The organism is Algoriphagus zhangzhouensis (genome assembly GCF_900148515.1).
In the GTDB taxonomy this organism is placed as follows: domain Bacteria; phylum Bacteroidota; class Bacteroidia; order Cytophagales; family Cyclobacteriaceae; genus Algoriphagus; species Algoriphagus zhangzhouensis.
Genome location: NZ_FRXN01000002.1, coordinates 451,036 through 474,384, shown reverse-complemented (window position 1 = coordinate 474,384; position 23,349 = coordinate 451,036). Strand labels below are relative to the sequence as shown.

The 23,349-nt window shown below is 38.4% G+C and carries 20 protein-coding genes; 13 read left to right on the top strand and 7 right to left on the bottom strand.

What is annotated here, in order from left to right; genetic code table 11:
- Nucleotides 1-253: 253 nt before the first annotated feature.
- The gene (locus BUF13_RS07910; RefSeq protein WP_073571238.1) at nt 254-1,363 is read right to left on the bottom strand and encodes a Na/Pi symporter; all 1,110 of its coding nucleotides are present in this window, start codon (nt 1,361-1,363) and stop codon (nt 254-256) included.
- A gap of 239 nt (nt 1,364-1,602) precedes the next feature.
- On the opposite strand from BUF13_RS07910, the gene BUF13_RS07905 reads away from it, so the two are divergent.
- From BUF13_RS07905 to BUF13_RS07890, 4 genes are all read left to right on the top strand, one after another.
- Nucleotides 1,603-2,736, top strand: a complete 1,134-nt coding sequence (locus tag BUF13_RS07905) for a hypothetical protein (RefSeq protein WP_073571237.1) — start codon at nt 1,603-1,605, stop codon at nt 2,734-2,736.
- A gap of 71 nt (nt 2,737-2,807) precedes the next feature.
- A complete protein-coding gene (locus BUF13_RS07900; protein WP_073571236.1) occupies nt 2,808-3,251 on the top strand; it encodes a nucleoside deaminase in 444 nt (147 codons plus the stop codon).
- 103 nt (nt 3,252-3,354) lie between these two features.
- On the top strand, nt 3,355-3,981 hold the full coding sequence (locus BUF13_RS07895) for a superoxide dismutase (RefSeq protein WP_073571235.1): 627 nt from the start codon (nt 3,355-3,357) through the stop codon (nt 3,979-3,981).
- A 255-nt stretch (nt 3,982-4,236) separates the two neighbouring features.
- Nucleotides 4,237-6,675: a TonB-dependent receptor gene (locus BUF13_RS07890; protein WP_073571234.1), complete on the top strand. Its 2,439-nt coding sequence runs from the start codon at nt 4,237-4,239 to the stop codon at nt 6,673-6,675.
- A gap of 164 nt (nt 6,676-6,839) precedes the next feature.
- Here BUF13_RS07890 and BUF13_RS07885 read toward each other — a convergent pair whose 3' ends face one another.
- Entirely contained in the window at nt 6,840-7,997 is a 1,158-nt protein-coding gene (locus BUF13_RS07885) for a DUF4221 family protein (protein WP_073571233.1), read from the bottom strand.
- A 160-nt stretch (nt 7,998-8,157) separates the two neighbouring features.
- Here BUF13_RS07885 and BUF13_RS07880 point away from each other — a divergent pair, with 160 nt between their 5' ends.
- Nucleotides 8,158-8,805 (top strand): TatD family hydrolase, encoded by a 648-nt coding sequence (locus BUF13_RS07880; protein WP_073571232.1) that lies wholly within the window; start codon nt 8,158-8,160, stop codon nt 8,803-8,805.
- Nucleotides 8,802-9,530, top strand: a complete 729-nt coding sequence (locus BUF13_RS07875) for a tRNA threonylcarbamoyladenosine dehydratase (RefSeq protein ID WP_073571231.1) — start codon at nt 8,802-8,804, stop codon at nt 9,528-9,530. Before BUF13_RS07880 ends, BUF13_RS07875 begins: the two co-directional genes overlap by 4 nt.
- Here BUF13_RS07875 and BUF13_RS07870 read toward each other — a convergent pair.
- Complete coding sequence (locus BUF13_RS07870; protein ID WP_073571230.1) at nt 9,527-9,991, bottom strand: MaoC family dehydratase; 465 nt, start codon at nt 9,989-9,991, stop codon at nt 9,527-9,529. The genes BUF13_RS07875 and BUF13_RS07870 overlap by 4 nt on opposite strands.
- Nucleotides 9,992-10,181: 190 nt before the next feature.
- Here BUF13_RS07870 and BUF13_RS07865 point away from each other — a divergent pair, with 190 nt between their 5' ends.
- The 4 genes from BUF13_RS07865 (at nt 10,182) to mtgA (ending at nt 15,542) form a co-directional block, all read left to right on the top strand.
- The gene (locus BUF13_RS07865; protein WP_073571229.1) at nt 10,182-12,035 is read left to right on the top strand and encodes a transglutaminase domain-containing protein; all 1,854 of its coding nucleotides are present in this window, start codon (nt 10,182-10,184) and stop codon (nt 12,033-12,035) included.
- A 4-nt stretch (nt 12,036-12,039) separates the two neighbouring features.
- Complete coding sequence (locus BUF13_RS07860; RefSeq protein WP_073571228.1) at nt 12,040-13,977, top strand: DUF3857 domain-containing protein; 1,938 nt, start codon at nt 12,040-12,042, stop codon at nt 13,975-13,977.
- A gap of 69 nt (nt 13,978-14,046) precedes the next feature.
- Nucleotides 14,047-14,847, top strand: a complete 801-nt coding sequence (locus BUF13_RS07855; RefSeq protein WP_073571227.1) for a class I SAM-dependent methyltransferase — start codon at nt 14,047-14,049, stop codon at nt 14,845-14,847.
- Nucleotides 14,847-15,542, top strand: a complete 696-nt coding sequence (mtgA, locus tag BUF13_RS07850) for a monofunctional biosynthetic peptidoglycan transglycosylase (protein ID WP_073571712.1) — start codon at nt 14,847-14,849, stop codon at nt 15,540-15,542. The genes BUF13_RS07855 and mtgA overlap by 1 nt, the downstream gene beginning before the upstream one ends.
- Before the next feature lie 425 nt (nt 15,543-15,967).
- Here the strand turns inward: mtgA and BUF13_RS07845 are convergent, their stop codons facing one another.
- Together BUF13_RS07845 and BUF13_RS07840 are read right to left on the bottom strand one after the other, a co-directional pair.
- Nucleotides 15,968-17,695, bottom strand: coding sequence for a chloride channel protein (locus BUF13_RS07845; protein WP_243839719.1), 1,728 nt, complete (start codon nt 17,693-17,695; stop codon nt 15,968-15,970).
- Between the two features lie 114 nt (nt 17,696-17,809).
- Nucleotides 17,810-18,736: a M28 family peptidase gene (locus tag BUF13_RS07840; protein WP_073571225.1), complete on the bottom strand. Its 927-nt coding sequence runs from the start codon at nt 18,734-18,736 to the stop codon at nt 17,810-17,812.
- Between the two features lie 68 nt (nt 18,737-18,804).
- Here BUF13_RS07840 and BUF13_RS07835 point away from each other — a divergent pair, with 68 nt between their 5' ends.
- On the top strand, nt 18,805-19,788 hold the full coding sequence (locus BUF13_RS07835) for an amidohydrolase family protein (RefSeq protein ID WP_073571224.1): 984 nt from the start codon (nt 18,805-18,807) through the stop codon (nt 19,786-19,788).
- A 204-nt stretch (nt 19,789-19,992) separates the two neighbouring features.
- Here BUF13_RS07835 and yjjX read toward each other — a convergent pair whose 3' ends face one another.
- Both yjjX and BUF13_RS07825 read right to left on the bottom strand, forming a co-directional pair.
- On the bottom strand, nt 19,993-20,559 hold the full coding sequence (gene yjjX / locus BUF13_RS07830; protein WP_073571223.1) for an inosine/xanthosine triphosphatase: 567 nt from the start codon (nt 20,557-20,559) through the stop codon (nt 19,993-19,995).
- Between the two features lie 24 nt (nt 20,560-20,583).
- Entirely contained in the window at nt 20,584-21,294 is a 711-nt protein-coding gene (locus BUF13_RS07825; RefSeq protein ID WP_073571222.1) for a YebC/PmpR family DNA-binding transcriptional regulator, read from the bottom strand.
- Between the two features lie 145 nt (nt 21,295-21,439).
- Here BUF13_RS07825 and BUF13_RS07820 point away from each other — a divergent pair, with 145 nt between their 5' ends.
- Nucleotides 21,440-22,768 (top strand): NAD(P)/FAD-dependent oxidoreductase, encoded by a 1,329-nt coding sequence (locus tag BUF13_RS07820; protein WP_073571221.1) that lies wholly within the window; start codon nt 21,440-21,442, stop codon nt 22,766-22,768.
- A gap of 82 nt (nt 22,769-22,850) precedes the next feature.
- Nucleotides 22,851-23,276 (top strand): Spy/CpxP family protein refolding chaperone, encoded by a 426-nt coding sequence (locus tag BUF13_RS07815; protein WP_073571220.1) that lies wholly within the window; start codon nt 22,851-22,853, stop codon nt 23,274-23,276.
- Nucleotides 23,277-23,349: the final 73 nt, after the last annotated feature.

Here is a 23,349-nt window from a genome sequence, read left to right as displayed (position 1 = left end):
AAATATAAAGTGTATTCACCGCATAATCAATATAAATCCTGCAATTAATGCGGTGAATAGAGGCGTTATTTACTGCATTACGCATGTTTCTACTGCCAAATAATTAATCAAACTCAAAAATTTCCGATTTATGGCTTCTTTAATGGTTCTCCTATTTTAGCTTGTCAAAAGGGATTGATTAAAAGCTGAAGGGAAACTTTTTAAAAGAGTAAAGGAAGGTTTTGTACTTGTTCCAATTACAACTGAGGGAACATTAATCCTGAGTGAAATAGATCAACAAGAAAGGAATAATGAAGAAGGTCAAGAGGATATAGGCAAATCCCAAAAATCTAGACTTGACGGATTTTTTACCCATATAGATTGCAAGTCTTACAGGCAAATTTCTCAACTGAGGGAATGAAAGTATAATAATCGCTCCGATCGTATTGAAAAGGAAATGGGCAATAGCCAAAGCAATGGCAGCCTCACTTTTGTAAATAGCTGCCAAAGCAGCTGTAATGGTAGTACCTATATTCGCTCCGACAATAAAAGGGAAGGCCTTTTTTAGGGTTACTTTTTTTGTAGCAACCAAAGGAACTACCAACGATGTGGTCACTGTACTTGATTGTACTGCCGCGGTAAAGAAGACCCCATAAATAAAAGAAAGCCAGGTTTTCTTAAAGATCATATTGCTGATCTCTTTGAAACTATCAGATACAAAAGCTTTGTAAACCGAAGTTGCAAGAATCTTGATGGCGGCAAAAACAATGAATACAGCGAGGATAGTGGTGACAAATGGAATATTGATGGTGTCACTAATCCACTCTGTGACAGGCCTTGTAAATACTTTATTGTATACAACTGGTCCTGTAAAGTTATCGTCTGGGGCAAAGAAGTGTGCCAATTTGATCGCTGATCCCGACAAAAGTCGGAAGTTCAATTCCAGTGGCAATAAGATCAATACAGTCATAATATTGAAAATATCATGAACTACACCAGCTGAAAGGGCACGTTTAAATTCCTTTTTCTTCATGATGTAGGAAAAAGAAACCAAGGTACTGGTAAGTGTTGTACCGATGTTTGCACCCATGACCATAGGTACAGCCTGATCCAAACTCATGTTTCCAGCTGCGACTACAGCTACCACACTTGCAGTCACGGTGGAGCTACTTTGGATAAGAGCCGTCATCAGCAATCCGATGAACAAACTGATAAATGGATTTCTGGTAGCTTGGAAAAGATCTTGCGCCACACTGTTATTCATATGGCTCAATGAGACGGTCAAAAGGTCAATGGAAAAAATAAACAGGAACAGGGCCAAAAGCATCAAAAGGTAGCTTTTGGTCTTATTCGGATGTTTAGATTCTTGTACCAGACTCTCCATAAATGAATAAACGTATCGGATTTGGATTATTGAAGGCCATTATTTGGCTCTTTTGATGATTTATTTTTTCAGAGAATCCAAATTTTAATGCAATAATTGGGCAAAATTTGAAATTTTTTTACGAAATACAAGGGAGGATTATACCGAAAAAGAATCTTTTGTATTGAGTTAACAATTTCTTAACATAGAAGGCCGAATAACTTATTTAATTTTGTCGCGTTGCCCATAAGTCTTAATTCATGGCTAAGAAAAATATTGACCAAAATATCAACCAGGAAAAGCTTTCAAAAACGGCCTATTCCCTGTTTGACTTCACCAAAAAAGAGAAATCTTTTCTCATTATTATCTGCGTCCTAATTTCCGTTGCCGCAATCATTACTCCTTATACTTATGCCGCGATGTGGTTTGGGTTTGCTTTGGCGGCCTATTCTGCAATTGCCAATGACAGTATTCAGACAATCGGTACTTTCATTGCTTCCAATCAAAACCGGAAGTGGTATTGGTTGTGGTTATTCATGGGGTTGATTTTTGTCGGTACAGTTACTTATAGCTGGATGACTTTGGATGGAGATGTGAGTTATCAAAGATTGACAACAAAAGGACTTGAAAAAGCTCCAGAAAGTTTTGTTTTCCTACAGTTGGCTGCTCCGATCGTATTGTTGATCATGACCAGGCTGAGAATGCCTGTTTCTACGACTTTCCTTTTGCTTAACGTATTCACCTACAAAGCAGGAACTATTGTAGATGTGATGTTCAAAAGTTTTGTAGGTTATCTACTTGCTTTCGGGATTGCAATGGTTGTTTGGTTTGTATTGGAGCGATTTGTCCAAAATTATCTGAAAGGAAAAGCCAAGCCCTATTGGATCATTTTACAGTGGATTACTTCAGGTACTCTTTGGTCTGTTTGGATCATGCAGGATGCCGCAAACATTGCCGTTTTCCTTCCGCGCCAATTAGATCTTGTTGAGTTCATCGTTTACGCAGGATTTGTATTTATTGGTCTTGGATTCCTATTCTACCTGAAAGGAGATCGTATTCAAGGTATTGTCAATGAAAAGTCCAATGTAACAGACGTGAGAGCTGCTACTATTGTAGATTTTGTATATGCAATCATCCTATTCTACTTCAAGCTATATAGCCACGTGCCAATGAGTACTACTTGGGTATTTATCGGTTTGCTAGGAGGTAGAGAATTGGCAATTGCTATTGGTAAGCATGGAAAAGCCAAGAAGAAAGATGCTTGGAGATACAGAGCATTTGTTTTGGCGAGAAATGATGTCTTCAAAGCAACCATTGGTTTGGTCGTTTCTTTGGTTTTGGCAGTCATTATCAACGAAGGTGTCAGAAACGAGATTTTGGATTACTTCAGGTAAATCCAGAATATTTAATAAAAATGAAAAAGGCTTGAAAACACAATTTCAAGCCTTTTTACAAATACGATTGAATGGAGCTTTTCTCTGATGAATATTTTATGAACGAAGCCCTCAAGCAGGCTAGAATTGCTTTTGAAGAGGGTGAAATTCCTGTTGGGGCCGTGATTGTTTCCAAAAATAGAATCATCGCAAGAGCTTATAATCAAACAGAGAAACTCAATGATGTAACAGCGCATGCAGAAATGATCGCGATCACTGCTGCGGCTAATTACATGGGAGCCAAATATCTCCCAGATTGTAAATTATATGTGACATTGGAGCCCTGTACCATGTGTGGTGGGGCTCTTTTTTGGTCTCAAATTGGAACTGTCATTTTTGGAGCTTCCGACCCAAAACGTGGGTTTAGACAACTCGACTCTTCTATTCTTCATCCAAAGACTCAGCTTCAAACTGGGGTTTTGGCTCAACAATCCGAAGAGCTTTTGAATGAGTTTTTTAAAAAATTAAGAAAATAATAGGAAATTGGGTTTTAAAGAACCTTTTCAATCTTCCTATGGTTTTGATGACAGATTGAGTAAGAATTTTAATTCAATGTTTAACCTATAAATTTTATAAACGATGGCTTTTGAACTCCCATCCTTACCTTATGCTTTTGATGCATTAGAGCCTAACTTTGATGCTCGTACAATGGAAATCCACTATACTAAGCACCATCAAGGGTATGTAAATAACCTAAACAAGGCTATTGAAGGAACTGACCTAGCTGGCAAATCTCTTACAGAGCTTTTGCAGGTAGCTGGTAAAAATGTAGCTGTTAGAAACAACGGTGGTGGACATTATAACCACAGCTTGTTCTGGACAATTTTGTCTCCAAATGGTGGCGGAGCTCCTGTAGGAGATATCGCTGGTGCTATTGATAATAAATTTGGAAACTTTGATTCTTTCAAAGATGTATTCAACCAATCTGCAGCAACTAGATTTGGCTCTGGATGGGCTTGGTTGTTGGTAACTGCAGCTGGTACTTTGGAAGTTGTTTCTTCTGCAAACCAAGACAATCCTATGATGGATGTTTCTGAAATCAAAGGTATTCCTGTTCTTGGATTGGACGTATGGGAGCATGCTTACTACCTGAATTACCAAAACAGAAGACCTGATTATATCTCTGCTTTCTGGAATGTTGTTAACTGGACAGAAGTAGAAAGAAGATACCAAGAGGCTATCAAGCATTTCGATCTAGAGGTTTAAGAAATCTTTTCTAAATGGACCCGGGCAATTGTCCGGGTTTTTTTATGTCTAATAAAAAATGGGATAGGACATCCCACATTTTTAACCGAAAAATAAACAAACTTGATGTCCGCTCCTAGGTCAAAAAGTGTTCACTGTTGGACACTCATTTTTTTGAAAGTATTCAAAAATGCCCTTTTTAAGCTTTTTTAACCCCTTTTCGATTCATGGCATCTCATTTTCTTTAGGTGGCACAGATAAACACGCAATTAAGAAATGAAAACTGCCAACTATTTATTTTTAACCCTATTCATTTATATGTTGGGGCTAAGCAACCTAGCGATAGGTGCTCCCAAGGAAGTGAGCCGAATATCCGGGAAAGTAGTGGACCAATCTGGTACACCCGTTCCTTTTGCCAATGTGGCTTTGATCGCTGTTGAAGGAAGCGGTCTGGTTGATGGAGCTGTATCCGATGAGGATGGAGCATTTGTGATCGAGTCCGTGAAAACTGCCAAAGTCCAATTGGTTGTTTCCTCTATTGGTTTCTCCACTTTCACATCTGACTCATTTGAATTGACCCCTGGGACTATCAAAGACATGGGGTCTGTTCAGGTAGAAGATGAAATGACCGGCTTGGATGAAGTTACTGTCAAATCAACCCGTCCTGAGATCATCATCGAACCTGATAAGACTGTGGTCAATGTGGAAGGAACTGTGATGGCTGAAGGATCCAATGCATTGGATGTGATCGGTAGATCTCCGGGAATCTATGTAGACCAAGACGGAATCATCAACTTGAATGGGAGATCCGGTGTGGTTGTGATGATCAATGATCGTCAGACCTACATGTCTGCAAATGATTTGGCGAATTTCCTACGTGCCATGCCTGCAGAAAACATCAAAAGCATCGAGGTAATTAACAACCCATCTGCAAGATTTGATGCGGAAGGTTCAGCAGGTGTGATCAATATTAGATTGAAGAAAAATACGGTTGATGGGATGTTTGGCAACGTTCAAGCAGGTGGCCAGTACAATGGTTTTTGGGCTCCTATTGCAGGTGTTTCTTTGAATGTGAAAAAAGGGAAATGGTCCAGCAATGCTGATTTGAACTATAATCACTATGCCAATTTGAATGAATTGGACATCCAAAGAAATTTCGATGTGGAAGAAGGAGTTTCAAATTTCATGCAGGAATCAAACATCAGACAACGTAATAAAAACTTGTTCTTCAATGGTGCGACCAACTATGAGATCAATGAGAATCATAATGTTGGTTTGAACGTTCAGGCTTCTGATTTTGACAATACCACCACAAATCCAGCATTGACTGCAATCAATACTCCTGGTGTTTCTGAAGTGACATATTTGGATTCTTACAATGACTCCAAAGGCGGAGGAAATAGGTTCTTTGCAAACCTTCACTATGGAGGTAATTTGGATACTTTGGGTACCAAATTGACTTCAGATTTTGACTTTACCAGAATGAATTCCGACAGTGAGTCTCTTCTGTCAACTAGCACTTGGACTGGAGAATCTCAAACGAATGCTGAGAGCGGAAGATTGAAGACTTTGAATGATATGTATTACAATATCTTCACTGCTAAGGTGGATTTGGTGAAACCTTTGGGAAAAGGAACTTTGGAAACAGGTGTCAAAGGTTCTTGGGTAAAATCAGACAATAATTTGGATCTGACTTTGGCTATTGAAGATGGTCCTTTCGAGCCTTCTCCAAATAGCAATCACTTTATCTATCATGAAAATGTATTGGCGGGATATGTTTCTTACAAAGGAAAGATTTCTGACAAGTTGAGCTATCAGGCAGGTTTGAGAGGTGAGCATTCCAATATCGAAGGAAACTCAGTGACTTTGGATCAGATCAATACCCAAAAGTATTTCAACCTTTTCCCAAGTGCATTCATTCAGCAAAAAGTAAGCGACAATTACCAAATCATTTACAATGCCAACAGAAGGATTACTCGTCCAAATTATAGATTGTTGAATCCATTTGTATACTACATCGATCCATTGACTTCAGAGAAAGGAAATCCAAACTTGACTCCACAATATTCCAATAATTTCGAAATGAATCATGTGGTGAAAGGAATGTATCAATTCACTTTGGGTTATAGTGAGACCACAGATGCATTTATGCAGGTATTTATCCAAAATGATGAGGAAAGAACAACCACTACCTACACTGATAATTTCGACAAAACCAGAAATGCCAATTTCAGAGCGATCGTTCCTGTTCAATTGAGAGAGTGGTGGGGAACAACCAACATGCTTCAAGTGAATTATAACAGATACAAGTCTCAGATTGGTGATGATTATCTAGACAATGCTCAGACTTCTTTTATGGTCAGAACTCAGCATAACATTAACCTTCCAAAAGGCTTCAAATTAGAATTGATCGGTATGTACTTGGGACCTCAAATTTGGGGTCAGGGAGAAATCGAAGGCTTTGGATGGGTAGATGCAGGTGTTACCAAGTCTATCATGAAGGATAAATTGACTATCGCAGTCAATGGAACAGACCTTTTCAGAACTCAGGTGATTCGTGCAAAAGTTGATTTCGCAGATATTGATACCTCCTTTAGACAATATAGAAGTAATCAAGGAGTTCGATTCACCCTTCGATACAGATTCTCCAAAGGAGAAAGCTTCCGAGTTAGTAAGAATACCGGTAGTACCGAAGAGAGAGATAGATTGAATTAAAAAAGAAAATCGCCCCGAATTCCGGGGCGATTTTTAGTTTATGTGAATATCCGCAATCGTCTAAAAAGAAGCTTTGAAGTATCGGTCTAGCGAACAACGGTCATCGGTCATCCGGCACTTATAAACATTGGGAATTAGGATTGTGGTGCAAAAGCTGGTATAAATTAATCAACATCCACTTTATAGATTTTAACAAAGTCCTCCTCGACATCAGGATTTGGTTTGGAAATAAACCATAAACTTCCCTCTCTACTTACAAATACCTTATTCAATTGATCAGGAGATTCGAAATCTGCCAGTTTGTTGCCTTCCAGATCTAGAACGAGATAGTGGGTTTTATATTTTTTGCCAATTCGTTCATTGTATTCTCCCCACTCTTCTTGGGATTTGATTTCTTGGTAAGCTAAAGCATCCAAGTCGTCATAGCCATTTTCATATGATATGAAAAGCATGTTGTCCAGCTTTGCCATTTTATTGATAATTCCAAAACTTGGATCAAAGGAGATAGCCTGTGGATCAGCCTTTTTCGGGTCCTCTCCTTTATTGAGTTTGTAATTTGGAAGGTCAAGAGCAATTCTTGTTTGCTTTTGGTATGGAGGATTGATATTAAGGATGTTTAAAAAAGGATCCGATCCTGTAATGACAAAAAGTTGATTTCCATTGACAGCAAAATTTGCAGAAAGAGTTCCAGGTTCATGTGACATGTTGTTTTGGAAAATACTCGCAGAATCCAAATGCAAAAACTGCTCAAACTTCCCAGTTTCAGGATCTGCCCAAACCAACTGGAGAAAATTATCATAAAACTCAGGCTTCGTTTTGTTGAAATCTCCTCGTGCGATCAATCCGGAAAGAAGGATTTTATTCTCAACAAATTGAATTTCTTTTAAAGCGTCAAATCTTCCGCTAAAAGGAAGTTGTTCATCTCTTGGGACTCTTTTGCTTTCTTGTAGATTTCCTTCAATATCATATTCAAAAATCCCTTGAGGTGATACAATGATTATATTTCCTTGATCATTGAATTTGCCAGCAGCCATTGGATAAAAGCCAAAGCCATCCGGTGCATCTCTTTCTTTTTTGAATTCAGAGATGATTTTTCCTTCAAAATCTGAAATCACAAACTGCATCTTTTGTGGATCAAAAAGAAGTATGGATTTACGCTGAGGGTTAACATCCATCAGATTGAGAAGGCCAATGTAATCTACCTGAATTGAGTCTTGAATATCTAATTCCAGATCAGGGAGGACATTTTCTTCATTTGTCTCGGGAGAAGAGCAGGCAGCAGCAATAAGTAATGATAACAGGAAGAAGATTCTTGATTTCATGTTCGTTGGTTTAGGAATAAAAAAGAAATTCAAAAATTAATTAAAGCTCTATTTGTTAGTCGTAAGAATTGAAAAATATAGGACGTCCTAAAAGAGCTTTGACTAAAGTAAATTCATTAGATTTCTGAATATAGGGAATTCATTTTTTACATATTTGCACATGACATTTTTCGATTTTCATACCCATCATAGCCTACTTAAAAAATCCATTTACAATCTTGCTGAACAGGAAGATCCAAAATCCGATTCTTATTTTTCAGTAGGGATTCACCCTTGGAACTTGAATGAGGAATGGGAGAAAGAATTTGTTCGGGTTAAGAATTTTTCTTCACTTTCAAACTGCCTTGCTATCGGCGAATCGGGATTTGATAGGCTTTGGGGACCAGATTTAGCTCTTCAAAGGAAAGTTTTCTACGAACATGCAAAATTGGCATACGAGCTCCAGATTCCACTGATTCTTCATCTGGTAAAAGGTCACGATCTCCTTTTGGAATATTTAAAATCAGAAGTAAGAGTGCCTCAAATCATTTGGCATGGATTCAATTTGAAATCTCACATGGCTGAGCAGGTTTTAGATTTTCCGATTAGTTTTTCATTTGGTAAAGCCATTTTAAAATCAGATTCCAATGCCTCTCATTGGCTAAAAAAATGTCCTTTGGATCGAGTTTTTTTTGAAACTGATGATTCACAGCTATCTATTGATTCCATTTATAAATCTGCTTCCGTAATTTTGCAGCTTTCTGAGGAGGAATTGACTCAGCAGGTTAGAAATAATTGGAACAAAATATCAAGTAGAAAAATAGAATGAGTGAATTTGCTTGGCTAAGTCGGACTGAATTGATTACTGGAAGGGAAGGATTGGAAAAACTTTCCAAAAAGCATGTATTGGTAGTTGGATTAGGGGGAGTAGGATCCTTTGCAGCAGAATTTATCTGTAGGTCTGGAGTGGGTGAAATGACTATCATCGATGGAGATATTGTGGATGTGACCAATTGCAATAGGCAGCTTCCTGCAACCCAGAAAAATGTCGGTCAGTCGAAAGCAGAATGGATGGAAGAAAGATTGCTATCCATCAATCCGAATCTGAAAGTCCATACGATTAAGCAATTTTTGGATCCCGGTGCCATGACTGAATTATTAGAAGGCAACGAGTTTGATTATGTCGTGGATTGCATTGATAGCTTTTCACCAAAGCTACATTTGATAGAGGGGGCCTTTAAAAGAAATTTCCCATTGGTGAGTTCGATGGGTGCGGGTGGAAAAGTCGATCCTACCCAAATAAAAGTGGTAGATATCTCGGAAACCTATGAATGTAAGTTAGCTAGATTGATAAGAAAAAGGCTTCGAAACCGAAAAATCTATTCCGGATTCAAAGCCGTATTTTCTTCAGAGAGAATCATCAAAGAAAGCTTGATGATGACTGATGGGTCAAATTTTAAGAAGTCAGCCTACGGGACGATGTCCTTTTTGCCGGCAGCATTTGGATGCTCTTGTGCTGCGACTGTGGTCAATGACTTGCTGGCTTCTAATTAATTGAAGTGATATAAGAATACCAGAACGCCGGTGAAAGCCGGTTTCCTTTGGTCTTTGATTTCAAGTTTTACCTCAACTTCAGCTTTGACGGTCCCTCTTAAGTTTGCAATGTTTTTAAGTTTTGCATGCAGACGAACCTCACTGTCTACTGTGACCGCTTGTGCAAAGCGTAAGGATTCGATACCATAATTGATCATCATTTTTAGATTTTCAACCTTGACGATTTGCTCCCAAAGAAATGGAACAATACTCAAAGTCAAATAGCCATGTGCGATGGTGTTTCCGAATGCACCTTCGGATTTTGCACGCTCGGGATCAGTATGGATCCATTGGTGATCATTGGTCGCATCACCAAAAAGATTGATTCTATCTTGGGATATTTTAAAATAATCGGAAGTACCTATTTCCTTTCCATTGTATTTTTCGAATTCCTCGAAACTTCTAATGATTACGGGGTTCATTTGAATTGGTGTTTTTTTAAAGATTCAAATAGGGAAGTTTATTTCGGATATCCAAGTCTAAAAACAGGGAAGGAAATACATCTTTTTGGATGCGAAATTGACAAAAATTAAATAAGTAAAAATCTTTTAAGAGAAGGTTAGTTTCCATACCTATTTTTTCTATTTTTCGAGCAAATTTTGTCAATCATCCATGTTATATTCTTTGTTTTCACTGTTGCTTTTTGTTGGACTTTTTGATTTTCAGGACAAAGCAGATACACCACAGTTCATTCCCAATCATTCTATTCTAAAAGAAAAACAAACCATTACTGTTGGCGATGGATTTGATTATACTATTAGAAAAGAAATCACCTTAAAAGTGGTAGATCGGGATGGCTTAGATCATGCATTTACCTCCTTATTTTATGATAAGCTAGTAGAGGTGAAAGATTTTCAGCTGGAAGCAACTGATCTTTCGACTGGAAAAGTCATAGAAAAAGCAAAGTTGAAAGACATGAAAGATGCAGCTATTTATTCCACATCTTCTGTTTTTGATGATAATAGGCACAAATACTATGAGCTAGAGACCGTGAGATTTCCCTTGGAAGTGAAAATCCAAACAGAGTCTTATCACAGCACAAATTTTTATTTCCCGACCTGGATTCCGGTTCATCATACTTTTCAGAAAGTTGATGAGTCCATTTTGGAGGTGATATATCCAGAATCAGTAGGTATTCGCTTCAAGGAACTGAATCTTCTGGGCACTCAAACGGAAGAAAAATTGCCGGATGGACGGGTAAAATTGACTTGGATTGAAAAGGATTTGCCTATTCAGGGAGTTGACTTTGAAACTGATGATGACCATAAAGTTTTGCTTGCTCCTCAAAAATTTGCAGTAGATGGCGTGGCTGGAACTATGAATGATTGGGAGGGACTTGCCGCTTGGCAATTTGAATTGAATAAAGGCCGAGGAGAGTTACCAGAGGAGTTTAAATCCAAGATTTTGGCATTGGTTGAGGGCGTAGATGATATTTACGAAAGGGTATCCATACTTTACGATTTTTTACAACAGAATTATCGATACGTGAGTATTCAGCTGGGAGTAGGTGGCTGGCAAACCATGAAAGCAGAAGATGTGGTGAAGTATTCCTATGGAGACTGTAAAGGCCTCACCAATTTGATGAAGAGTATGCTTGAGGTAGCAGGTATTCCGGCAAACTATACTTTGGTTTTGGCAGGCGCAAATAAAGATGATATCGAGGTGGACTTGCCTTCTAATCAGTTTAATCATGTCATTCTTCAAGTTCCCACAGACAATAATCCGATTTGGCTTGAATGTACTTCCAATTTATTGCCAGCAGGCTTCTTGGGGGATTTCACCAAAAATCGACATGTATTGGTTACCCAAGAAGGTGGAGGTTATTTGACCAAAACCCCTTCTTACAATTCTGATTTTTGGAACAAAATCAGTGGAACCAGTACTCTTGAAATAGATGCTCAAGGGAATGCAAATATCTTTTCAAGTCGTCAATTGGAAGGAAATTTTGCAGAGGAAATGATGATGCTAAAACATTATCTGGATGAAAGGGAGCAGCGGGATTACTTCAATAAAAACTCGCCTGTGTCAGGTTTGATTATCCGGGATTACTTACTTGATGTAAAAAAACAAGACTCCATTCCGACAGCCAAATTGGAATTTGAAGGCCATGTGGCTCGATTTGCCCAGGCTACTGCAAAGAGATTGATTCTGAAGCCCTTTCTCGGGAAAATCACAGAGGATATGTTGAGCAATTCTTCCTTGAATCTGGAGGAATCTTATGAGATCAAATTGCCTGAAGGCTTGGAGACGGAATCAGTATTAGAAGACACTAAAATTGATGAAGATGGTCTTCAGGTTTCATTAACTAATCAAGTCGAAAATGGCAAACTTTTAGTCCGCCGAACAATCAATTTGAATATCCCAGAAGAAATGGAAGAGGAGTCTAAGGAAGAGCTTCTCAAAAGGCTCAATCAGCTGGGACAACGTAGCTATTATTTTACAAAATCATCACCAAATACAAACTAAGCCCATGAAAAAATCAATTTTTGTTTTATCTCTATTTTTTATTGTAGGGTCAGTTTTTTCCCAAAAAGTAAAAATGGGGGAATTTACGGATCAGGACATTGAATTGACCGAAGTAAGCTTTGAAAAAGATGCTGATGCTGTCGTCCTTTGGGAGCAAGGCCAATCTAAATTTTACAGTGGACTTCTAGAGACTTCCTATTTTTTCAGAGTTAAAATTTTGAAGGAATCAGGAAAAGATAGAGGAGATGTTAGAATTTCCTACTATGTCGGAGACGATCGTATTGAAGATATCAATGGTATTAAAGCTACCGTGACGAATTTCGTTAATGGAAAGCCTGAGGAAGAGAAGGTCGGTAAGGAGAATATTTTTGATGTAGAGATAGGGGATGGTTGGAGAGAAGCAAGAATCACATTTCCTAATGTTCAGGTTGGTTCCATTTTAGAATACAGCTATAAAAAGTCTGATAAAAATATCACCTTACTGGATGGTTGGACATTCCAAAATGATATCCCAACACTTGCCAGTACCTATGAAATCACCATCATCCCTCAGTTGGATTACCGTATGATCGGTCAGGGTGAAAAGTATTTTACAACAACTGAAAAAGAAGCAAGCAATGGGCTTTATCGTTGGACTTTAAGGGATCTTCATTCATTGAAGGAAGAACCTTATATGAAAAACTACAATGATTATAAGGAACGTGTGGAATTCCAATTGGCGGCTTACCAAGCAGGTTCCTCAGGTGGCTATACTAGCGGGCCTGAATGGAAAGATGTTTTGAGTAACTGGGTTGAGTTGGGGAATGAAGTGCTTTCAGACTATAAGGAGAAGGGGTATTTCCGATCCAACCCTATTGAGAAAGAGTTCCTAAGTGTTGACTTTTCGGGAGAGACGGAGAAGGAAAAGGCTCAAAAAGCTTATTATTTTTTCCAAGATAATTTTATTCTCAAAGATGATGGAGGATTTTGGCCAGAGCAGTGGATCAATCCATTGCTAAAATCAAAATCGGGAACACCGGAGGAACTTAATCTTGCTTTGATGGGAGTACTGAAATCTATGGGGATTGAATGTGCTCCTGTTCTGATCGGTTCCAAAGGAAATGGAAGAAGTAATTTGGTGCCATTTCCTTTCTTGAAGCAGTTCAATGAAATCATTTTAATAGCGACTTTGGATGGAGAAAACTATTATCTAGACCTCAGCGATCCAATTGCTCCTTTTGGTTATGTTGGGCTAAATAAACACGTGAAAGCTGGCTTATTGCTTGTGAAGGACCAAAGTGCTCTTATTCCCATTGACATCAAACATTCCTCGAATACCATCATGATGACTGATGTAACTATTTCCGAGGAAAATGTGATTGAAATGAATAATACTTTAAGAACCTACTACTATGAAGGTTTGAAGGTGGCAAGAGTAGCTAAAAGACTGAAGGATGACAATGAGCCTATTGAAAAATTGTTCAAAGAGCAGGATGGAATTACTTTTTCTGAAATAGATTTAGCAGATGATCTACAGGAGAAAAATTACATCTCTACCAAGTTTAAAATGACTAAGGAAATTGGAGATGGCGAAACGCTCATTGCCATTAATCCTTTGACATTTACCTCTTATTCTAAAAATCCATTTACTCAGGAATATCGAGTGTTTCCTGTCGACTTTGGTTTCGCATTCGCAGAAACATACAATGCGAAAATCCATATTCCTGAAGGTTATGAGCTGGATGATTATCCATTGACAGAAAGAATTACGATCCCAGGCAATGCGATAGCATTTTCATACAGTTCTACAGCCATGGATGGAGTAGTGAATATTGTAGCAAAATTTGAAGTTAAGAATCCTATGATCGAACCTGTTTTGTATCCAGATTTGAAGTTCTTTATGGAAACTGTAGCTTCCAAATTGAGTGCGCCAGTGATATTGAAGAAAATTACTAAGCCATAAAACTTTTACAAAAGAAAAGAAGGGGGCTTATTAGTCCCCTTTTTTTGTGATAATTTAGAAACAAAAAAGATGGCAAAGTACATCCACGGATATATCCCCGAAGAACAAGAAAGACTCTTGGACCAAGCTGGAGTTTTGGCACCTTTGATTTATCCCTGGATTGATTTCTCTGATTGCAAACATGTATTGGAAATAGGCTCAGGTGTAGGGGCTCAAAGTCATATTCTACTTTCTCTATACCCCGAGATTGAACTCTCTTGTGTAGAAATAGAAAAGAAACAGGTCAAAAAAGCCCGAGAGAATCTAAGACAATTTATCGATCGAAAAATCCATTTTTTGAATCAGGATGCCTCAAAGCTTGAATTGAAAAAAGAGGTGGATGGAGTATTTATTTGTTGGGTTTTGGAGCATTTGGATGATCCTGCATCTGTCCTTACCAAAGCATTTGAAAATATGTCTATTGACGGGACGGTTTTCGTAACCGAAGTATTTAACTCCAGTTTTCAGTTCTATCCAAAATTGCCAAGTCTTCAGAAATATTATCAGGTTTATAATCAGTTTCAGCGTGATTTAGGAGGTGATCCTGACGTTGGTTTGCGATTGGGTAATCTGCTAAAAGAAGCTGGCTTTTTAGATATTGAGCTACAAGGAGGTGGATTTCACCTGGATCAAACGCAGCCTGAAGAGCTTAGGAAAATTGCGACGTATTGGAAGGGCTTGATGAAAAGTGGATCCGAGGCAATTATTGAAGCGGGATTAATTTCAAGGGGAGAGGTTTTACAAATGGAACAAGATTTGGATCAAATTGCATCTCACCCTGAGGGCGTGTTGTATTATCAGTTTATTCAAGCAAAAGCTAAAAAGCAATGATGAAATTCGTCAGACGGATTTTCAGATTTTTTCTGAAAGTATTCCTTTGGTTTTTTGCTATTTCTATCGGTTTGGTAATCCTTTATCGCTTTGTCCCAGTGCCTATTACTCCATTGATGGTCATAAGACTTTTTGAGCAAGCTGCAGATGAGGATCGGAAGATGAAATTGAAGAAGGATTGGGTGCCTATGGAGGAGATTTCCAAAAATGCTCCTCAGGCCGTCTATGCTTCAGAAGACCAGAAATTTCTTGAGCATAGTGGTTTTGATTTTGAGGCCATGAAAAAGGCGTGGGAAGGTAACCAGCAGGGAAAAAATATAAAGGGGGCTAGTACAATTACTCAGCAAACTGTGAAAAATGTCTTCCTATGGCATGGGAGAAATTATTTAAGAAAAGGTCTGGAAGCCTATTTTACTGTTCTAGTCGAGCTCATTTGGTCGAAGGAAAGGATTATGGAAGTTTATCTCAATGTCATTGAGATGGGAGATGGGATTTATGGGATTGAAGCCGCTTCCCAGGAGTTTTATAAAAAGCCAGCTGCAAATCTTTCACGAGCAGAGGCTGCCATGATTGCTGCCGTTCTCCCAAATCCAATTCGATGGTCGCCAACTCGACCTACAAACTATAATAGACAGAGACAAGCTTGGATTATGAAGCAGATGAATAATCTCAATCCTTTGGGATGGGGTAATTAGGATGTGATTTTTTAATGTGAAATAGGATTATTTTCAATTTTAGGGCATAATCCTAAGTTTTCTCCTTTTCTATTTTGTAAAAATCCTGTAAAAATCCTTGTGTCCAAATAATATTTGTTTTCGGTTGAGAAAACCCATTTAGATTTGATGTTATCAAATCTTTATCGAAGATTACCTAAAAGTTAAAAATCGCTGTTTTTTGGCTCTAAATGAGGATTAAAAAATGCAAGATTTTTTTATCCACAAATTCAATTATTTATCCACATTAATTTTTTTACACTATTTAAAGCTCTATAAATCAAATATTTAGAATAAATATTTAAAGTGTAGATTTGTGGATAATTGTGGCTAAGTTGAATTTTTCTTCAAAAAATAAGTGGAAAAAAGTGGATAAATCCGAATTCCAAATTTTCTTTTAAAATCAACTAATCCTGCTTTTGTCGGATCAATCTTTTGCGGTAGGAATTGAAGATCCGAGACTTAGATACGAAGCCTAAATAGTGTCCATCTTCCACAACTGGGAGATTCCATGCTCCAGATTTTTCAAACTTATCCATAGCCTTTTGCATATTTTCATTAGCAAATAGGATTTCTGGTGGGCTGTGCATTAGGCTTCTGATCGATACCGTATCCTGTTTTTCAGAGTCGAACATGATGTCTCGAATGTCATCTAGGGTAATGATTCCTCGAAGAGCCTTATTCTCGTCCACGACCGGAAAAATATTTCTCTTGGATATTTTGACAAGCTTGATCAAGTCTTTCAGTTTCGAATCTGGATGAATTGGAAGGAGATCTCTTTCAATCACGTGGGAAATGCTGATTAGATCTAACAGCTCCTGATCTTTTGTTTCTGGCAACTGTCTCCCTTTTTCTTTCAGCTGCATCATATACAAGCTGTCTTTTTGATAATAGGATTTGGTAGTAAATGAAATGGCAGAAACAAACATCAAAGGCACAAAGAGCTCGTATCCACCAGTGATTTCAGCAATCAAGAATATCGCAGATAGAGGTGAATGCTGGACGCCAGACATGACTCCACACATAGCTACCAAAGTAAAGTGGGCCAAAGGAAGAGGGATGTGAAAACCAAACATGTTTTTTGCATAGGCGAACAAAAAGCCTACAATTCCTCCTACATATAAGGAAGGTGCAAAAATACCACCCGAACCTCCAGCACTTAATGTCAATGCTGAAGCAACTGGCTTAAAAAGGATTATTAGGCCAAGGAATATAAGAATCAGGTATGGATTTTCAATTGCAGAAAAGAATGGACTTTTATCCAACAATTGACTGGAATTTCCTTCAATCAATAAATTAAGAGTGTCATAACCCTCGCCATAGATTGGTGGGAAAAAAAACAGCATAAATCCGAGTAGAGCACCTCCATATAGAATCCGGATAGTTTGGCTCTCCAGTCCTTCCATGATTTTTTCAGTAAACATCACAGCTTTACTGAAATAGAGAGAAACTATACCGCAAAATATGCCCAATATCAAATAATAGGGCATGTGGGCAGCTCTAAAACTATCGACTAATTCGAAATTGAAAACTGAATCATTTCCAATCAAAATCATGGAAGTCATAGAGCCTGTGACAGATGCCATCAGCAAAGGGATAAAGCTTGCGGTACTGACCTCCATCAATATAACTTCCACAGCAAATATCACTGCTCCTATAGGAGCCCCGAATATCGCAGAAATAGCGCCGGCTGCTCCACATCCAATCAGTAAAGTTCTTTTTTTGGAATTGAGATGGACCAAAAGACCCATGTTAGAGCCAATCGCTGATCCTGTAACCAACATCGGTGCTTCCAAACCTACTGAGCCACCAAATCCAACTGTCAGAGCCGAAGTAAATACTCTGCTATAGGTCTTTACCCTTGGAATGATGCTTTGCTTTTTGGAGATAGTAAATAGAATATCGGGAATCCCATGCCCCCCGATGTCTTTGAAAACGAATTTGCCAATGAGATAAGCAGCGGCAATCCCAATAATGGGATAAATGATGTACATGAAGTTAGCATACTCCACATAAAAGCCCTCCGTGAGGAATTTTTGTATGGCATGAACCCCTTGCTTGAGAATTACGGCTGCTAGGCCTGAAAGAACTCCTATTATCCCACTGAGAATCAAAATAAAAGCTTGATTGCTCATGTGTCTCAATCTCCAGATGAGGATTCGTGTTATGAAGTCGTTTTTTGCCAAGGCTTGTGTTTTCTCAATTATTTACAAAGTAAATAAGCTCTCACTCAAAGGAAAAAGAATATCCTATTCTTTTAGAAGAACTTCGTCGAATCTTAGGACACAGGAAAGAATTAAGTTAGTTGCGTCAATGAAAAATTGAGGATCAATATTTTTGAACTCGTCGGATTGTTTATGATAATCTTCATGATCCTCTACTCCAAAGTAAATGTGAGGGATTCCTTTTTCAAAAAACGCCCCATGGTCGGAGGACTTTGTCCAGTCATCGCTTCCTGTGCCTGGTAAATCATGTCCGAATTTCAATTGTGGCTTTTTTCCTGCTGAAGCTTCTTCTAGAATTGATTTCAACTCAGGATTATGATAGGTTCCTGAAGCGTAAAGCTCCCCTTTTTCATTTCTGGATATCATGTCCATATTGATATTTAAGGCAATTTGGTCCAAGTCAAAAGGGAAATCAGCTACTAGGGCTCTGGCACCTTGAAGGCCCATCTCTTCTCCATCCAATGCAGCAAAAAGCATACTGTGCTTTGGAGGATTCTCTACAAAGTATTTTGCTAACTCAAGTAAAGCAGCTGTTCCTGAAGCATTGTCGTCGGCACCATTGAAAATCGAATCACCTTCAGCAGTTGCTTTGCCTATTCCCACGTGGTCAAAATGGGCAGTAATCACAATAATTTTTTTTGACACTGTTCCAGGGACAAAACCAATTACGTTCTTTCCAACCAAAGTTTTGCCTTCGCGCCGGCTTTGAAATCTGAATTCTTCAGTGAAATCGGCATAAAGAGTATTAATTCCAGAAGTTCTAAGTTCATCTATGATATACTCTCTCGCCATATCGTTTTCTACTGTTCCTGTTTTTCTACCCTTTAAATCATCAGCAGAAAGATATGCTATGTGTCTGATTAGTTTTTTGTCATCAACAGACTGTGAAAATGCCTGAAAAGTGGAGATGCTGAAAAGGAATGCTGCCAGAAGTTTTATTCTTAGATGCATGAGCTGATGAAAATTTCGTTATTTAAAGTCTGAATTTACTAAGTAAGCTTCTTTCCTACATTTCATCTATGAAATATTTCTTTTTAATAGTCATTCTATTGGTTCCGGTTTTCGGGTTTTCTCAAGGAGGCCTTCCTGAGAGCTTTTTCAATGGAAAGTCAATAGTGCTTGTTTCGGCGGATCCTGGGGCTAGACCTGTGATGGATTGGAAAGCGGTCGCTGATTCAGTTCATATGGCCTTGGTTGATGCTGGAGCAGATCCCGTGGCATACTATGAGCTAGAACAAGTTGCTTTATCTGAAGAAGTTCAGGCAAGCTATGCGAGAGCTTTCTCGCAAAGGTTGATCAAGAATATCATTTTTGTTACAAGACAAAGAAATGGTGGAAGTATTCATGTAGGGGAGTTTTCTGGAGATGGGAAATTGATTAATTCTACTTCGCTTTATGGTATTCAGGGAACCACCATTGAAGATGCTGCTGATCAATTTGCCACTATTGGAGAGGGAAGAGCATCTCAAAACCTATTGGTTATCGATGTTGCGGAGTTCCCCGGAAACGTAGTCAATGAAGCTGCGCAGGAAGCATCTGCAAATCGATTCTTGCCAAGAAACCCATTGAATTTGGAGATGTTCAAGCTTGGAGTTCCAATAGAAGGCTCAAGTGCACAAACTGGGATGATCAGTTATTTCAGATACGATTTGTATGGGAAATCAGCAGAAGCAATCATAGCTGAGCAACAGGCTCAAAAAAGTCAAATTGAAAATATCTTAAATGGAAACTATCCCAATGAAGTAGCTTGGTTGACTGAAGCTAGGTCGGATGAGGAGTTGATTAAGGACAAAGTTCAATTTCTACTAGTCAAAGTCGAAGGAAGAGAAGCTGATTTGAAAAGAAGTATGGGAGTGGAGTCTGATCCATCTGAAAATCAGACTGTTGTTAAATACTATATTCGACTGATTGTGAGGGATGAATTATACATTGGTCCTGAGTGGGATGCAGACCCGGATTGGAGAATTTCATTGAGAAATTTCATTACAAATTTAAAAAAGTAAACCTCCCTTTTGGGGAGGTTTAGTCACTATTTAAAATTAGGGGTGATTATAGCAACTTTTACTTTTTTCTTTTATGATCTACAGTTTTTTGTCTGTGAAATAAATCTTTCGTAAAAAGTCGACTTTTTTTGAATTATCCAATACTTTCAAAAATTTTTTCAAATAAAATGCGATTAGTTAAAAAAAATATCAAAATAATCTCATTTAATAATGCTTTTTGTTCAAGAATGGGATCAAAGCCAGCAAAACTGCTTGTGAATAATAATCTCTTCGGTCAAGCTTGCCTCCAGTGAGAATTCCCACGGAACCACCTTGTTGTTTGGAGTTTGCTTGAGAATAGAAATGATCATCAGCATGTCCTAGCTCCATTCCAGATTTAACCAATTCTGCAATAGGTTTAGGAATATAAAATGATCCTGTTTTTGCCTGTCCGAAAAAATCATTTTCATCCAGGATATAAATCCAGGCAAAAGCAGTCATCCCATTGGAATCTTCTTCCAGTCCTCCTTCAATTCCTACCCAATAATTAGCCTCAGGAAATGTCTTTTTTGCATTAATAGCTCTATTTTTGGCACCTTCAAGCGTTTCCGCATCTCCCATAGGTTGATCTGGGACACCTGAGGCTGCAGATACACCATTGATATGAAAACCTTTAGTGAATGCTAAAGTAAATGCATCTTCTGTACTATTTATTTTAACAGGATTTTTGCTACCTACGATAATCAACTCCTTTTCAGAGTCAGTAAAATTTTGTCGTCTTCTAAAATTCATGAAAAAAAGAGCCTAAGCTAAAGCTTAGGCCATGTTGGTATATACGTTGTTTACATCATCATCCTCTTCCATCTTCTCTACCATCTTGTTGATGACTTCTTCTTGCTCTTCAGTAAGCTCTGTAAGTGTGGTTGGGAATCTTTGGAAGTCGGCAGAGATCACTTCAATGCCCTTTTCTTCCAATGCTTTTTGCATAGTTCCGAAATCTTCAAATTCCGTGTAAACGAAAATTTCACCTTCGTTTTCATCGATATCTGTCAATCCAAAATCAATCAATTCAAGCTCTAATTCTTCCAAATCATGCTCTTCGCCTTTGGTAAATCTAAATACGGCCTTGTGATCAAACATGAAGCTTACGGAGCCGGAAGTACCCAATGATCCTCCTGCTTTGGTAAAATAAGATCTTACGTTGGCTACTGTTCTATTGATATTATCTGTGGAAGTTTCTACAATTACAGCAATTCCATTCGGGCCATATCCTTCATACACGATCTCTTCGTAGTCCTTCTCATCTTTATTTGATGCCCTTTTGATAGCCGCTTCAATACGATCTTTCGGCATTTGGGCACCCTTCGCATTTTGGATGATGGTTCTCAGTTTGGCATTTGAAGTAGGATCCGGTCCTCCTGCTTTCACTGCCATTACGATTTCCTTACCTAGTTTGGTAAAGACCTTGGACATCTTGTCCCATCTTTTGAATTTTCGCTCTTTTCTGAATTCAAATGCTCTTCCCATGGATCTACTCTATTTAAGGGTGTAAAAATAAGAAATCTTTTGGTTTTAGATAGGGGTCAATTATTTGAGTTGCAGGCGGAGTTTTATGAAAGTTTTATGGACCTTTTGAGAAGGAATACGTGTTGTAATAAAAAACTTTTCAACTATGTACCAGTCCCTCTCATCAATACCAAATATTCCAGAATCCAATCTTCCAAGAGTTGTAATAATTGGAGGAGGTTTTGGAGGATTAAAACTTGCCAGAGATCTCAATAAGAAGCCTTTTCAGGTTATCCTCTTGGACAAAAACAACTATCATCAGTTTCAGCCTCTATTCTATCAAGTAGCAACAGCTGGTTTGGAACCAAGCGCTATCAGTTTTCCGCTTAGGAAAATTTTCCATAATTCGAAAAATGTCATTTTTAGGATGACTGAAGTACAATCAGTGGATACGGATAGAAAGAAGATTTTTACTGAGGCGGGTTATTTGGACTATGACTACCTGGTTTTAGCCATGGGAGCTGACACTAATTATTTTGGGGCTAAAAACATTGAATATTTCGCCTCTCCGATGAAGACTGTTTCTGAGGCTTTATATATCAGAAATAAGATTATCCATAATTATGAAAAGGCAATCAACATTGAAAAGCCAGAGAATAGAAGAGCATTGATGAATGTGGTGATCGTCGGTGGAGGTCCAACAGGTGTAGAATTGGCAGGTGCAATGGCTGATTTGAGAAATACGGTCCTTCCGAAGGATTATCCAGAGCTAAGTTTCAAAAACATGAAAATAGTCCTAATAGAAGCAGGGCCAGCTGTTTTAGCTCCTATGTCGGATGAGGCACGATCTCATTCTTTGAAATATTTGGAGGATTTAGGAGTAGAAGTGATGCTGAATACCAAAGTGAGTGATTACGATGGGAAGCAGGTTTTTTTGGAAGGAAAAGAACCGATTGAAACGGAGACATTACTTTGGGCTGCTGGAATCAAACCCAATCGCATTGATGGCCTCAGTGAAGATCTTTATGCGCGGAACGGACGAATTTATGTAGATGAATATTCTGAAATCCGTGGGTTAAAACATGTTTATGCACTGGGGGATATTAGTCTTATTGAGGATGAAGAACATCCAAGAGGACATCCTCAGGTTGCGCAAGTGGCACTTCAGCAAGCAAAAAATCTAGGAAAAAACCTTGTTGAAATTCATAATGGACGAGCTCCAAACCCATTTAAATACAAAGATTTAGGTTCAATGGCTACAATCGGAAGGAAATTGGCTGTAGTGGATCTTCCGTTTTTCAAGTTCCAAGGATTCTTCGCTTGGTTGACTTGGTTGTTTGTTCACTTGATGGCGATTTTGGGAGTGAAAAACAAGGTCTTCATTTTTATGGATTGGTCTTGGAACTACCTAAGTTTTGATCCAAGCTTGAGATTGCTAATCAAACCAAAATATGTCAGGGAGTCGGAAAGGAAGGAGCTCATTGAAGAAAAATAAAAATTAAGCTTTGTTAACAAGTTCGTTTTAAACTCTCATAGTCGTTCTAGGTCTAAGAACTGTAAACTAAAACAAAATGACTATGAAAAAATGGATGGTAACTGCCGCTTTATTGGTGTTTGTGGGTATGGGTGCATTTGCACAGGATATGAAAACCAAAGAAAGACCTGATCCAGAAGCAAGAGCCAAAATGATGACTGATAGGATGGCTGAGAAGCTTGAATTGAATGAAGAGCAAAAAGCAAAAATCCTAGCAATCAATTTGGAATATGCCAAAAAAAGAGAAGCGGAAATGGAAGCTAAAAAAGCCGAGATGGAAGCAAGAAAAGCAGAGATGGATGCTCGTAGAGCTGAAATGAAAGAACAAGATTCAAAAATTGCAGAAGTTTTGACCCCCGAGCAAAAAGAAAAATGGGTGGAATTGAAGGATCAAGGAAGATCTAGAAGAGGCCCAAGAGGAGAAGTGCACAGCAGAGAAGATTTCCGTAAGAGAAGAGGAGGAAACTAAACCACTATAAATGAGAAAACCATCCCCCGAGAGGGATGGCTTTCCGTTTATCGCAGGCTTTTCAACTAAACAG